Annotated in this window: 15 protein-coding genes and 1 tRNA gene; 10 read left to right on the top strand and 6 right to left on the bottom strand. The window is 68.4% G+C overall.

What is annotated here, in order from left to right:
• Nucleotides 1-6 precede the first annotated feature (6 nt).
• Complete coding sequence (locus A605_RS07570) at nucleotides 7-432, top strand: cupin domain-containing protein (RefSeq protein ID WP_015400914.1); 426 nt, start codon at nucleotides 7-9, stop codon at nucleotides 430-432.
• Nucleotides 433-462: 30 nt separating this feature from the next.
• On the opposite strand, the gene A605_RS07565 is transcribed toward A605_RS07570, so the two are convergent.
• Both A605_RS07565 and A605_RS07560 read right to left on the bottom strand, forming a co-directional pair.
• Nucleotides 463-1,431 carry an RluA family pseudouridine synthase gene (locus A605_RS07565; RefSeq protein ID WP_211208968.1) on the bottom strand — a complete coding sequence of 323 codons (969 nt, stop codon included), beginning with the start codon at nucleotides 1,429-1,431 and terminating at the stop codon, nucleotides 463-465.
• Between the two features lie 236 nt (nucleotides 1,432-1,667).
• Nucleotides 1,668-1,753, bottom strand: a tRNA-Leu gene (locus A605_RS07560).
• 223 nt (nucleotides 1,754-1,976) lie between these two features.
• Between A605_RS07560 and A605_RS07555 the strand changes: the two genes are divergently transcribed.
• Together A605_RS07555 and A605_RS07550 are read left to right on the top strand one after the other, a co-directional pair.
• Nucleotides 1,977-2,519, top strand: a complete 543-nt coding sequence (locus tag A605_RS07555) for a YbhB/YbcL family Raf kinase inhibitor-like protein (protein ID WP_015400912.1) — start codon at nucleotides 1,977-1,979, stop codon at nucleotides 2,517-2,519.
• A 12-nt stretch (nucleotides 2,520-2,531) separates the two neighbouring features.
• Nucleotides 2,532-2,936, top strand: coding sequence for a hypothetical protein (locus A605_RS07550; protein WP_015400911.1), 405 nt, complete (start codon nucleotides 2,532-2,534; stop codon nucleotides 2,934-2,936).
• Nucleotides 2,937-2,957: 21 nt separating this feature from the next.
• Here the strand turns inward: A605_RS07550 and A605_RS07545 are convergent, their stop codons facing one another.
• From A605_RS07545 to A605_RS15715, 3 genes are all read right to left on the bottom strand, one after another.
• Nucleotides 2,958-4,070, bottom strand: coding sequence for a quinone-dependent dihydroorotate dehydrogenase (locus tag A605_RS07545; RefSeq protein ID WP_015400910.1), 1,113 nt, complete (start codon nucleotides 4,068-4,070; stop codon nucleotides 2,958-2,960).
• A 45-nt stretch (nucleotides 4,071-4,115) separates the two neighbouring features.
• Nucleotides 4,116-5,156, bottom strand: coding sequence for a YncE family protein (locus A605_RS07540; protein WP_149029399.1), 1,041 nt, complete (start codon nucleotides 5,154-5,156; stop codon nucleotides 4,116-4,118).
• A 65-nt stretch (nucleotides 5,157-5,221) separates the two neighbouring features.
• Nucleotides 5,222-6,139 (bottom strand): aldo/keto reductase, encoded by a 918-nt coding sequence (locus A605_RS15715; protein WP_034990345.1) that lies wholly within the window; start codon nucleotides 6,137-6,139, stop codon nucleotides 5,222-5,224.
• Between the two features lie 99 nt (nucleotides 6,140-6,238).
• On the opposite strand from A605_RS15715, the gene A605_RS15710 reads away from it, so the two are divergent.
• Genes A605_RS15710 through A605_RS07520 form a run of 3 tightly spaced genes read left to right on the top strand, consistent with a single transcriptional unit; the run spans nucleotide 6,239 to nucleotide 8,730 of the window.
• Entirely contained in the window at nucleotides 6,239-7,069 is an 831-nt protein-coding gene (locus tag A605_RS15710) for an undecaprenyl-diphosphate phosphatase (protein ID WP_015400907.1), read from the top strand.
• 21 nt (nucleotides 7,070-7,090) lie between these two features.
• Complete coding sequence (mshC, locus tag A605_RS07525; protein ID WP_015400906.1) at nucleotides 7,091-8,326, top strand: cysteine--1-D-myo-inosityl 2-amino-2-deoxy-alpha-D-glucopyranoside ligase; 1,236 nt, start codon at nucleotides 7,091-7,093, stop codon at nucleotides 8,324-8,326.
• A 23-nt stretch (nucleotides 8,327-8,349) separates the two neighbouring features.
• Nucleotides 8,350-8,730, top strand: a complete 381-nt coding sequence (locus tag A605_RS07520; protein WP_015400905.1) for a hypothetical protein — start codon at nucleotides 8,350-8,352, stop codon at nucleotides 8,728-8,730.
• Here A605_RS07520 and A605_RS07515 read toward each other — a convergent pair.
• Entirely contained in the window at nucleotides 8,727-9,506 is a 780-nt protein-coding gene (locus tag A605_RS07515) for a CPBP family intramembrane glutamic endopeptidase (RefSeq protein WP_015400904.1), read from the bottom strand. The two genes, A605_RS07520 and A605_RS07515, sit on opposite strands and share 4 nt — an antisense overlap.
• 125 nt (nucleotides 9,507-9,631) lie before the next feature.
• Here A605_RS07515 and A605_RS07510 point away from each other — a divergent pair, with 125 nt between their 5' ends.
• The 4 genes from A605_RS07510 (at nucleotide 9,632) to aspA (ending at nucleotide 13,128) form a co-directional block, all read left to right on the top strand.
• Nucleotides 9,632-10,315: an HAD family hydrolase gene (locus A605_RS07510; protein ID WP_015400903.1), complete on the top strand. Its 684-nt coding sequence runs from the start codon at nucleotides 9,632-9,634 to the stop codon at nucleotides 10,313-10,315.
• Between the two features lie 15 nt (nucleotides 10,316-10,330).
• Nucleotides 10,331-10,606 (top strand): phosphoribosyl-ATP diphosphatase, encoded by a 276-nt coding sequence (locus tag A605_RS07505; protein WP_034990176.1) that lies wholly within the window; start codon nucleotides 10,331-10,333, stop codon nucleotides 10,604-10,606.
• 14 nt (nucleotides 10,607-10,620) lie between these two features.
• Nucleotides 10,621-11,466, top strand: a complete 846-nt coding sequence (gene hisG / locus A605_RS07500; RefSeq protein ID WP_015400901.1) for an ATP phosphoribosyltransferase — start codon at nucleotides 10,621-10,623, stop codon at nucleotides 11,464-11,466.
• A gap of 252 nt (nucleotides 11,467-11,718) precedes the next feature.
• Nucleotides 11,719-13,128 (top strand): aspartate ammonia-lyase, encoded by a 1,410-nt coding sequence (gene aspA, locus A605_RS07495; RefSeq protein WP_244429031.1) that lies wholly within the window; start codon nucleotides 11,719-11,721, stop codon nucleotides 13,126-13,128.
• Nucleotides 13,129-13,140: the final 12 nt, after the last annotated feature.

Below are 13,140 nucleotides of genomic sequence, written 5' to 3'. Positions count from 1 at the left end.
GATAACATGGCTGACCTGCGTATCGATCATGGACCGAACCCCTATGTGCTGGACATCGAGGAGGCCACCAAGGCCAATGACGCGTTCCGTGACACTCTGTGGACCGGCCAGTTCCTCCAGATGACGGTGATGTCCATCCCGGCTGGCGGGGAGATCGGCGCCGAGGTCCACGACGACCACGATCAGTTCCTGCGCCTGGAGTCGGGTAAGGGCCACATCATGATCGGCGAGTCCGAGGACGATCTGGACGTCGACCAGATCGTCGAGGACGACTACGCCGTCTTCATTCCGGCCGGCAAGTGGCACAACCTCGTCAACGAGGGCAATGAGCCGGTCAAGCTCTACTCGATCTACGCGGCCCCGGACCACGTCGCGGGCACCCACCACGCCACCAAGGCGGACGCCGACAACGATCCGAACGAGCAGCACTAGTCCCGGGCCGTGGGCCCGATGGGCGGGCCTTCAGACCCGGTTGCGCCGCCGGGGCCGGGGCGCGCGCTTCCCGGGCGTCGTGAGTAGATCGAGGGGACGCTGCCATGACGGGGGTGTGGGGGCGGTGAGGTGGAGCTTTTCGCCACCGGGCAGGGGGATACGCAGCTCAGAGGCGTGGAGGAACATGTGGCTCCCGCCCAGCTCCCGCAGGCTCCGGTGGAAACTGTCGTCCCCGTACTTCTGGTCTCCCGCGATGGGATGGCCGGCGTGGCGGGTGTGCACCCGGATCTGGTGTTTGCGACCGGTCACGAGACGCGCCTGCACGAGGGTGGCGCGGTTCCCGAAGCGGCGGAGGATGGAAAAGCGCGTACACGCGGTCTGTCCGTCCCCATCCACGAGGACGGTGCGTTCGGTGCGGCGCAACCGGGCCCGCACCTCGGTGAGCTTGGTGGGCCAGGCGCCGCGCACCAGGGCGATGTAGCGCCGGTCGAGGGAGGAGCTGTCCCGCAGCACCTGTTGGAGGTGCCGGAGCATGGCGGGGGTCTTCGCGATCATGAGCAGCCCTGAGGTCTCGCGGTCGAGCCGGTGCGCCAGCTCCAGATCGGGCTGATCGGGCCGCAGATGGCGGAGCACTTCGATCACCCCTCCGGAAACGCCCGTGCCGACGTGGACGGCGACATCCGCGGGCTTGTTGAGCACGATCAGGGTGTCGTCCTCATGGAGGATGCTCTGCTCGATCTGGCGGAGCAGGGCGGCGGGAATGCGTGCGGGCGGCTTGGTGTCGATAACCTCCATGCGGGGCAGCTCCAACTGATCCCCGTCGTGGAGGCGGTATCCGGGTTCCACGCGGCGGCCGTTGACGCGCACCCGCCCCTTCCGGAGTAGGCGAAACAGCAACGGCGGCGGCACCCCCTTGAGGTTGGCCCTGAGAAACTTGTCGAGTCGTCGGCCCTCATGGGCGGCGGGCACCTCCACCACGCGGGTGGGTAAGGTGCGCATGTTTGACGATGGTATCTGGTCTTTGTCCATGGCCGGATCACCATAGCAGCCGGAAAAAACCTGGTGAGAGACACCTTGAGGGGCACCTGAAGGGCGCTGGAGAAAGGGCGCGGGCCGCGGAAGCACCCTTGTGGATCCTGTCGGTGGGGCAGCGGAACCCCACGGCCTGGGCAGCAGCGGTGGACAAGAAAAAGACCGGGGAGCACATTCTCACTGTGTTCCACGGTCTGTGATTGTGCCCGGAGGGGGACTTGAACCCCCACGTCCGTTAATAGGACACTAGCACCTCAAGCTAGCGCGTCTGCCATTCCGCCACCCGGGCTGGGTGTTTCAGCCTCTCGGCTGGGCACTTGCAATACTGTAGCCGGTAGTCACGGAAACCCACAAATCCGCAGGTAGAAGTTAGTTGCACGCCGGGTTGCCGGACGGCTGTCCCGCAACTTGCCTCCGCCACCGCCGCCGGGGGCGGCGAGTCTCCCCCTCGGTGGTGGGGCGGGCCGGCAAACCGGGGACGGGAAGGTGGGAACTCGGGTACAAAAGGGGGCATGAGTAACTACGCGAACGATTCCCGTTTCCCTGGCCCCGATCCGTACGCCCCGCTCAAGAACCTGCCCTCCTTCACGCTGACCTCCACCGACCTCACGGACGGCGAGGAGATCCCCGAGAAGTTCCGGGCGCCCTCCAACGTCTCCCCGCAGCTGGCCTGGTCCGATCTGCCCGAGGGCACCAAGTCCCTGGCGGTCACCTGCTTCGACCCAGACGCGCCCACCGCCTCCGGATTCTGGCACTGGGCGGTGTTCAACATCCCGGCCTCCGTCACGGAGCTGCCCACCGGCGCGGGCTCGGATGAGACCCTCGGCGGCCTTGACAGGGTGGTCTCGCTCGCCGGTGACTCGGGACAGAAGACCTACTACGGTCCGAATCCGCCCGCCAACCACGCCCCGCACCGCTACCTGTACGCCGTGCACGCCGTGGACGTCGAGGAGCTCGACGTCGATCCGGGCTCGACCGCGACCGTCCTGGGCTTCAACCTCTACTTCCACTCGATCGGCCGCGCCATCCTGTGGGGCTGGTACGAGAACAAGTAGTCTTCTGTATCTATGACCGCCAAGAATAAGCAGAATCCCTCCCCGGGCTCCTACCGGATCCCTGTGGCCCTGCGTGTCGGTGGCGCCTTCATGGCGCTGGCGATCGTGCTCCTCGTGTTCACCGTGGTCTCGGTGTTCCTCGACGGCTGGATGGTCCCCTTCGTGGTGACCCCCAGCTTTCTGGTGATCCTGCTGGCAGCGGTCATCTTCGGCGCCTTCGCGACGGTGCGCAAGGATCAGGCGGCCAGCCGCAGCCAGGTGATCGCATTGATCGTGGCCGTCGCCCTGGTCATCCTCAGCCGTTTCCTGCCGGCGACCGCGCTCTACGTCATGGCGCAGTACTGGCTGCCCATGTACGCCGTGCTGGCGTTCCTCTGTGGACTGGTCATCCGCAGGTCGCTGATTCCGAAGGGCTGAGCCGGGCGAAGACCACGGTGGCTAGGCGTCGACCCAGTCCAGTCCGCAACCGACGGCCTCGGTGATCGAGGTCAGGCCGTGGGCCCGAATCTGGGCGGCGATGCCCAGGTGGATGTCACGGATCCAGTCGGGTCCGCCGTAGATCAGGCCGGTGTAGCCCTGCAGCAGGGTGGCACCGGCCGCAATACGTTCCCAGGCGTCCTGCGCGGTGGTGATGCCACCCACGGAGATCAGCACCAGGCCGTCGCCGGCGTAGGCGCGCAGCCGCTTGAGCACCTCCAGGGAACGGGCCGCCACCGGCGGGCCCGACACCCCGCCGGATCCCATCGCCTCGATCTCGGCGGCCGGCGTGACCAGTCCCTCACGCGAGATGGTGGTGTTGGTGGCGACGATGCCGGCCAGTCCGAGCTCGAGGGCGAGGTCGGCGACTGCGTCGACATCCTCGTCGCTGAGATCCGGGGCGATCTTGACCAGGACCGGGGCCTTGGTGGCCTCCTGCACGGCGGTGAGGATGGGGCGCAGGGACTCGACCGCCTGCAGATCCCGCAGCCCCGGCGTGTTCGGGGAGGAGACGTTGACCACCACGTAGTCGGCGAGTCCCCCCAGCAGGGAGGCCGAGCGCCGGTAGTCGTCGACGGCCGCCTCCGGCGGGACGACCTTGGTCTTGCCGATGTTGATGCCGATCACGTCATTGGAGCGGCGCCGGCGTAGGTTGGTGGCCACCTCGGCGGCACCGGCATTGTTGAAGCCCATGCGGTTGAGGATGGCCCGGTCGGCCTTCAACCGGAACAGGCGCGGGGTGGGGTTGCCCAGCTGCGGGGAGGCGGTGACGGTGCCGAGCTCGGCGTAGCCGAAACCGATCGCCGTCCAGGTGTCGGGGGCGCCGGCGTTCTTGTCGAAGCCGGCGGCCAGGCCCAGGGGGCGCGGGACGGTGCGTCCGAAGACCTCCTGGGACAGTACCGGGTCATTGACCGCGAGCACCTTGCCGAGCAGGCGGTTCGCGGGGCGGGCCGCCTGCAGGAGGCCGAGGCCGTCGCCGATGATGCCGTGGATGCGTTCGGCCGGGAGGGTGAACATGGCCTTCAGCGCCAGCTGATAGGCGGAGGTGCGCAGGCGGGAACGGTGGCGGGTCACGGGCGGGACTCCTTCAGGGGAGGTGAGGGGGGCGGGGTGCGGGCGTCAGCCGACGGCGGCGGGGTTGTCGATGACCTGCAGGCCGTCGCCGGTCGCGGAGGCGGCGACGAGAGTGCCGTCGGAGAGGAAGACGATGTTGTGGGCGTCGGCCACGGAGCTGAGGCGGTGCTCCTCCAGCGGGACACCGGTGGAGATGTCGTAGGCGGCCAGGGAGTTCTCGGCGGTGGAGGCGATCCAGGCCCACCGGTTGGTCTCGTCCCAGGCCACCCCCCACGGGCTCTCGTCCACGGGGGCGGTCTGGTGCAGGCGGATGACGTCGTCGGCGGTGTAGACGGTCAACTGGCTACCGGAGTTGTCGGAGGCGAGGACCAGGCCGTCGGGGCCGCCGGACATCTGCCCGAGACCGATGCCCAGCCGCAGGGTCCCGCCCTGCCGGTCATTGGTCCAGTCGATGTCCTGAATTGTGGTGTCCGGATTATAGGTGCGGATCACGGAGTCGGGGGAGCCCGCGACCTGCACGGCGATCATCTGCGTGGTCGGGGCGGCGACCGCGATGGTTTCCGGATCCTCGCCGTCGCGGTAGACCGTCACCTCAGCCTCCCGGTCGTTGCCCACGATCAACTCACCGGTGGACAGCAGCGCGGCGACGGTGGCCGGCGCGGCGTCGGAGACGTCGCGGATCTCCTCGTCGGCCGGGTTGGCGGCGTCGATGAGCCGGACCTCGTCGCCGCAGGGCAGGACGAAGGTGGTGCCGGTGACGGTGAGGTCACCGCACGCGGCGTCGACACTCAGCTCGGTCGCGTCACCGCTCTCGATCTCGCCGACGGTGCCGATGGTCAGGGTGGTCTCCGAGCGCAGCCCGAGCACGTCGCCGGAGACCTCCATGTCGGAGATCTCGGCGGTGGCCGCCGGCAGCTCGATGACGCGGCCGTCCGCGCCGGTGGCGGCGGGGGAGGGCTGGGCGACGGCGTTGCCCATCTCCGGGCCCGGCTCCGGAGAGCTGCCCTGCTGGCAGGCGGTCAGAGTCAGGGAGGTGGCGGCGATCAACGCCGCGAGGGATCGAGCACGTCCGGTCGCAACAGTCACAGACACCGAGCCTAGCAGCGGGGGCCGTTCCCTCCGGCGACGACTCCGTGTGAGATGGGGCGGGATCAGCGCGAGACGTCGTCGAGGGCCTTGCCGATCGCGCGCGGCAGCGTGACGTGCGAGACGGAGAGGAGTTCCGCCAGCTGATCGGCGGTACTCGCGCCCACGACGGCCGAGGACACGCCCGCGCGGTCGCGGGTCCAGGCCAGGGCCACGCTGGCGGGGGAGAGTCCGAGCCCGTCGGCGGCCGTCGACAGGGCCTCGACGACCGTGTGCGCCTTCGTGCCGAGGTAGGTGTGGGCCTCGGTGCGGGCGCCGGTGGGCAGCCCCGAGCGGTACCTTCCGGTGAGCACGCCCTGCGCCAGCGGTGCGGCGGCGAGCACCCCGACGCCGAGATGCCGGGCGGCGGGCAGCAGTTCCTCCTCGACCTCGCGGACGAGCAGCGAGTACTCGTTCTGCGTGGCGACGACCGGGCGGGTCGAGGGCGCGGCGGCGGAGGTCACCGCGAGCTGCCAGGCGGCATAGCCGCGCAGGCCGACATACCGGGTCCGGCCGGTACGTACCGCCCAGTCGAGGGTCTCGGCGACCTCCGCCGGCGGGGTCTTCTCGTCCCAGTAACCCACCGACCACAGGTCGAGGTGATCGGTGCCGAGCTCGGCCAGCGTCGCGTCGAGCTGCATCATCAGCCGACGCCGGGAGCAGTCCACCCGGCTGCCGATCGGGGAGTGCGGCGAGACCCCGGAGGCGGAGGAGATCACCAGCTCGGAGCGGTCGACCCCGCCGGAGAGCACCTGTCCGAGAATCCGCTCCGCCCGGCCGCCGGCGTAGGCGGGGGAGCAGTCGACGAGACTGCCGCCGGCGTCGACGAATCGGGCGAGCATCGTGGTCGCCTCCGCGGCGCCGGTGGCACCGCCCCACGTGTTAGTACCCAGCCCGATCTCCGAGACCCGCAGACCGCTGACACCCACCAATCGTTGTTTCACCTCGTCCACACTAGTAGTACGGTGGTCCGGGTGACTGAAGCGACAGAAGTGACTGATCCGACCCTCTTGGCGCAGGCGGCGGAGACCGCCGCAGATCAGATGAGCTGGATACAGGTGATCGTGCTCTCCATCGTCCAGGGGCTGACCGAGTTCCTTCCGGTCAGTTCCTCCGGTCATCTGCGGATCGTCTCCGAGCTGTTCTGGGGGGTCGACGCCGGCGCCTCCTTCACCGCCGTCGTGCAGCTCGGCACCGAGATCGCCGTTCTGGTCTACTTCGCCAAGGACATCTGGCGGATCCTGATCGCCTGGTTCCGCGGCCTGTTCAAGCCGGAACACCGCAACTTCGACTACCGGATGGGCTGGATGGTCATCGTCGGCACCATCCCGGTGGTGGTGGCCGGCCTGCTGTTCCAGGACCTCATCCGGGACGTGCTGCGCAATCTGTGGATCACCGCAGCGGTCCTCGTGCTGTTCTCCTTCGTGTTCATCGCCGCCGAGAAGTGGGGCAGGAAGGAGCGCGATTTCGAGGAGCTGACCATGAAGGACGCGATCATCATGGGCTTCGCCCAGTGCCTGGCGCTGATCCCGGGCGTCTCCCGCTCCGGCGGCACGATCTCCGCCGGCCTGTTCACGGGCCTCAACCGCGAGGTGGCCACCCGATTCAGCTTCCTGCTCGCCATACCGGCGGTCCTCGGCGCCGGCCTGTACTCGCTTCCCTCGGCCCTCTCGGGCGAGGCGGGCGGCCAGATGGCCTCGGCCCCGATGCTGGCCGTCGGCGTGGTGATCACGTTCGTACTGGGCTACGCCTCCATCGCCTGGCTACTGCGGTTCGTCGCCCACCACTCCTTCGCGTGGTTCGCCGCCTGGCGCATCCCGGTCGGCCTGCTGGTCATGCTGCTGCTGGCGACCGGGGTGCTTCAGCCCTACTGACACTCCGTTACAGTGTGAGCCATGCAGTCCTGGCCCACACCCGATGTTCCCCGCGTCGACGGCGCTCCCGTCCCGCTCGCTCTCTTCGATACCGCCGATCAGGAGGTGCGCGTCGTCGACGCCGGTGACACCGCCGGCCTCTACGTCTGCGGCATCACCCCCTACGATGCGACGCATCTGGGCCACGCGGCCACCTACCTGACCTTCGACCTCGTGTACCGTCTCCTCCTCGACAACGGGCACGAGGTCCACTACGTCCAGAACATCACCGACATCGACGACCCGCTCTTCGAGCGCGCCGACCGCGACGGGGTGGACTGGCGCGAGCTGGGCACCAGCCAGGTCGACCTGTTCCGCTCCGACATGGAGACCCTGTCGGTGATCCCGCCGCGCGATTTCATCGGCGTCCTCGAGTCCGTGGACGAAATCATCGACCTCGTCCAGAAGCTTCTCGACGCCGGCGCCGCCTACGTCGTCGACGACCCCGAGCACCCGGACATCTACGCCTCGATCGAGGCGACGAGACAGTTCGGCTACGAGTCCAACTACGACCGCGAGACCATGCTGTCCTTCTTCGCCGAGCGCGGCGGCGACCCGGATCGACCCGGCAAGCGCGACCCGCTCGACGCCCTGGTGTGGCGCGCCCGCCGCGACGGCGAGCCCACCTGGCGGGCTCCCTTCGGGGAGGGGCGCCCCGGCTGGCACGTCGAATGCTCGGCGATCGCCACCAACTGCCTAGGTGAGCGCTTCGACATCCAGGGCGGCGGCTCGGATCTGATCTTCCCGCACCACGAGTTCTCCGCCGCCCACGCCGAGGCCGCCACCGGCTCCGAGCGCATGGCCGACCACTACGTCCACGCCGCCATGATCGGTCTGGACGGCGTGAAGATGAGCAAGTCGCTGGGCAACCTCGTCCTCGTCTCGAAGCTGACCGCCGCCGGCCACGAGCCGGGCGCCATCCGGTTGGGCGTGTTCGCCGGTCACTACCGCGCCGACCGCGACTGGTCGGACGAGGTGCTCGCCACCGCGGAGGCCCGGCTCGCCCGCTGGCGCGAGGCACTTGCCTCCCCGGGTTCCGTGGCCACGGCGCGGGAACTGGTGCAGGACGTGCGCACCCGGCTGGCCGACGACCTCGACACCCCCGGTGCCCTCCGGGCGATCGACGCCTGGGCCACCGGCGACCGCGGAACCGACGAGGAGGGGGCGGCAGGGGTGGTCTCCACCGCGGTGGATGCACTGTTGGGCGTGCACCTCTAGTGCTTTTCAGCGACAATGACGGCATGACGATTCGCTCCGAGTTCCAGCCCGCCGTCGACGAGTTCATCTCCGATCTCGAGGACTTCGCCACCGGCAGCTATCTCAAGCCCGAGGAAAAGGAGTTCTGGGACCAGCCGTTCGATCCGGCGGTGCTCCCCGAACTCAAGAGGCTGCTCGAGAAGCTGCTCGACGATCTCGACCTCCTGCCGGACGACCCGTCGGCCGAGACCCTGGCCGCGGTGGTCCGCAACCGGGTCGACGAACTCGCCGAGTTCAACGCCCGCCACCACGACGCCGTCATCGAGCCGGAGGAGAAGGACATCCTCGCGGGGATCATCCACGACGCCGCCGCAGCCACCGGCGCCGAGGACGCCGCCCTGGCGGAGCTGCCCGAGCTGGACTAGCCAGCCACCACCGCCACCACGCTCCTGCGCCGGCCGCGCACGAACCAGCTGACGCCGACGACGAGCGCGAGCAGGAACACCGCCAGCGGGACCGCAGCGTTGCGGGGATTGTCCTGCGCGAGCACCAGGATGAACGTCACGCCGGTGCCCGCGCGGAACAGCCCCGCGAGCAGTCCCCGCTGCCACCAGCTTCCCACGCTGACCACCGCGTACACGACCGAGATGGCCATCGAGGTGAGCGCGAACCCCACGGCGAGGAGCAGGTCGTGGAAGATCTGCAGGTACCAGGCCGCCCACGCCACCCCGGTGACCGCTGCGGCCAGCAGCAGCGGCAGCCGCCGTTCGAGCGCCGGCTGGAGAAAACCACGCCACCCGACCTCCTCGACGAACGCGCCCACGACCACCGCCGCGAGGGAGGACACCAGCAGCTCCTCGAATACCGGGGGCTCGGCGCGGATCGTGCCCAGGGTGGCGGACAGTCCCGTGACCAGGGCGACATAGCCGGCCAGCACGACGAGGCAGAACAGCAGGTGACGGCCGAACGTGCGTCCGGACACCCGGTCGGGCAGCAGGGCGCGGATACGGTGCGGTACCGCCAGCGCCATGACCGCCAGCGCCAGGGCGGGCGCGAACCAGACGAGCTGCACGGCGCCCTCACCCGGGATGAAAAGGTGCTGGAGGAGCTGCAGGAGCGCGGACAGGGCCAGGACGATGAGGAACCAGCAGCCCAGCGTCAGCCAGGGGGAGTCGGGAGGGGAGGGTGTGGTTCCGGGCATGTCTTCTGCTCCTGGTGTCGGTGGGGAGGGGGAGCCCGGCGGCGGGCCCATTCAGGGTACGGGTGCCCGCGGAGAACCGTAGTCATCAGTGCCCCACGATCCGGCCGGGAAGGTAGACTTCCCGCATGCTCACGGCGATCTTCTGGGACATGGACGGCACGCTCGTCGACACTGAACCGTTGTGGGGGACCGCCACCTACGAACTCAGCGAGTTGCTGGGCCGGCGGCTCACCCCTGAGCTGCGGGACACGACCGTCGGCGGCAGCTTCCCCAACACCCTCCAGGTGTGCGCGGCGCACGCCGGCGTCGAACTGACCGACGAGGATTACCCGCGGTACCGCCGCCACCTGTTCGACCGGATGGCGCAACTGCTCGACGCCCACCTGACGCCCAACCCCGGGGTGCCCGAGCTGCTGGCCGATCTCCACGCCCGCGAGGTGCCGATGCTGGTGACCACCAACACCGAACGCGAGCTGGCGGACCCGTCGATCGAGGCCGTCGGCAGGCGTTTCTTCGTCGACTCCATCGCCGGTGACGAGGTCGCGCACCCCAAGCCCGCCCCCGACATGTACCTCGAGGCCGTCCGCCGGGTCGGGGCCCACCCGACCGAGTGTCTCGTGTTCGAGGACTCCACCGCCGGCATGACCGCCGCGGCCATGGCGGGGTGCCGGGTGATCGGGCTGCCCGCGGACCCGGACACCCCGGTGCCGGCGGGGGTGACCGCACTGCGGGACCTGCAGGAATCCGCCAGCCTGGCGGGGGTGACGGCCGACGACGTGCTCGGCTGGTTCGACCACCTCACGCGGTGACGGTCGCGGCGTGGAATAATGGCGCGGGTGAAGAACTTTGACTCCCTGCATGCTGAACTGCTCGATCGCGCGAAGAACCGCCCTGAGGATTCTTCGACCGTCGCCGCCCTGGATGCCGGTGTCCATCACATCGGCAAGAAGGTCATCGAGGAGGCAGGTGAGGTCTGGATTGCTGCGGAGTACCAGTCCGACGAAGAGCTCGCCGAGGAGATCTCGCAGCTGATGTACTGGACCCAGGTGATGATGGTCGCACGCGGCCTGACCCCGGACGACATCTACAAGTACCTCTAGGAGCAGCCACCACCATGATCAAGATCGCCGTCCCCAACAAGGGATCCCTGTCCGAGGCCGCCGTCGAGATCCTCTCCGAGGCCGGTTACAAGGGCCGCGGTGACTCCAAGGCACTCAACGTCTTCGACAAGGTCAACGACGTCGAGTTTTTCTTCCTGCGCCCGAAGGACATCGCCATCTACGTCGCCGCCGGCAAGCTCGATCTGGGCATCACCGGCCGGGACCTGGCCCGTGACTCGCGCGCGGACGTCCAGGAGGTGCTCTCGCTCGGCTTCGGCGGCTCCACCTTCCGGTACGCGGCCCCCGCCGACGAGATCTGGACCGTCGAGGATCTCGCCGGCAAGCGCATCGCCACCTCCTATCCGAACGTGGTGCGCGACGACCTGTCCGCCCGCGGCATCGACGCCACCGTTATCCGTCTCGACGGCGCAGTGGAGATCTCCATCAGGCTCGGCGTCGCCGACGCCATCGCTGACGTCGTGTCCACCGGCAACACCCTGCGCAAGCAGGGCCTGGCCCCGTTCGGCGAGCCGCTCGTCGACTCCGAGGCCGTGATCGTCGCCCGCTCGGGTGTTGAACTCAGTACTGAGCAGAAGGTCCTGCTGCGGCGCATCGAGGGCATCCTCCACGCCCAGAACTACCTGATGCTCGACTACAACGTCTCCCGCGAGAACCTGCCGGCCGCCTCCGGGATCACCCCGGGACTGTCCGGCCCGACGGTCTCCCCGCTCACCCGGGAGAACTGGGTGGCCGTGCGCGCCATGGTTCCGCTGAAGAGCGCCAACGCGATCATGGACCAGCTCGCGGATCTCGGGGCGGAGGCCATCCTGGCCTCGGAGCTGCGCATCGCGCGTATCTGAGGGGCGTGTCCGGCCGGGAAAATCCTGGCTACCATGGGTGGGAACTAATTCACAGCACAGCCTGAGTGAGAGGATTGGCCGCCCATGGCTAGGAACAAGAAGTCGGAGACGACGGAGACCAAGGACACCGCGGAATCCACCGCAGCAACCGAGCACATTGACATCAAGGTCGCTGACACCGCCAACGGCGGCTCCTCCGCTGAGGAGTCGGGGAAGTCGTCGACCGGGAAGGCTGTCGTGCGGAGGACCCGGATGGAGGAGGATCTGCTGGGGTGCCTGGAGGTGCCGGCGGACGCCTACTACGGCATCCACACCGTGCGGGCAATGGAGAATTTCCGGATTTCGCGGACGACCATCAATCACATCCCGGAGTTCATCCGCGGCATGGTGCAGGTCAAGAAGGCCGCCGCCCTGGCCAACCGGCGTCTGCACACCCTGCCCTCGAAGAAGTCCGAGGCCATCGTCTGGGCCTGCGACCAGATTCTCGAGGAGGGCCGGTGCATGGATCAGTTCCCCATCGATGTCTTCCAGGGCGGCGCGGGCACCAGCACCAACATGAACACCAATGAGGTGGTCGCGAACCTGGCGCTGGAGTACCTGGGGGAGGAGCGCGGGTCCTACGACGTCATCAACCCCAACGACGACGTCAACATGAGCCAGTCCACGAACGACGCGTACCCCACCGGCTTCCGTCTCGGTCTCTACGCCGCGATGTCCGATCTCATCGAATCCGGGGACAAGCTGGGGGCCGCCTTCCGGGCGAAGGGCCACGAGTTCGCCGACATCCTCAAGATGGGCCGCACCCAGCTCCAGGACGCGGTGCCGATGACCCTGGGTGACGAATTCGAGGCCTTCGCCCACAACCTCTCCGAGGAGCAGGCGGTGCTGCGGGAGGCGGCCAACCGACTGCTGGAGGTCAACCTCGGCGCCACCGCGATCGGCACGGGCGTCAACACCCCGGCCGGCTATCGCCACCAGGTCGTCGCCTCCCTCGCCGAGATCACCGGTCTCGACATCGTCTCCAGCCGCGACCTGATCGAGGCCACCTCCGACACCGGCGCGTACGTACTGGCCCACTCGGCCGTCAAGCGCGCGGCCATGAAGCTGTCGAAGATCTGCAATGACCTGCGGCTGCTGTCCTCCGGTCCGCGCGCCGGCTTCAACGAGATCGACCTGCCGGCCCGCCAGGCGGGTTCGTCGATCATGCCGGCCAAGGTCAATCCGGTCATCCCCGAGGTGGTCAACCAGGTCTGCTTCAAGGTCTTCGGCAATGACCTGACCGTCACCCTGGCCGCCGAGGCCGGGCAACTGCAGCTCAACGTCATGGAGCCGGTGATCGGCGAATCCCTGTTCCAGTCGATCCGCATCCTCCGCAACGCGGCCGACACCCTGCGTGAGAAGTGCGTCGAGGGCATCACCGCCAACGAGGAGGTCTGCCGCGCCTACGTGGAGAACTCCATCGGCATCGTCACCTACCTCAACCCCTTCATCGGCCACCACAACGGCGACCTCATCGGCCGGGAGGCCGCCGAGACCGGCCGCTCAATCCGCGAGCTGGTCCTGGAGAAGGAACTGATGGACGAGGAGACCCTCGACCAGGTGCTCTCAAAGGAGAACCTCATGCACCCGCAGTTCCGGGGCAAGCTCTACCTGGACCGGTAGCAAGTCGGCGGG

The sequence above is a fragment of the Corynebacterium halotolerans YIM 70093 = DSM 44683 genome (assembly GCF_000341345.1).
GTDB classification, from domain to species: domain Bacteria; phylum Actinomycetota; class Actinomycetes; order Mycobacteriales; family Mycobacteriaceae; genus Corynebacterium; species Corynebacterium halotolerans.
Note: the sequence above shows the minus strand (reverse complement) of the source record. Positions and strands in the feature narration are given on the sequence as shown.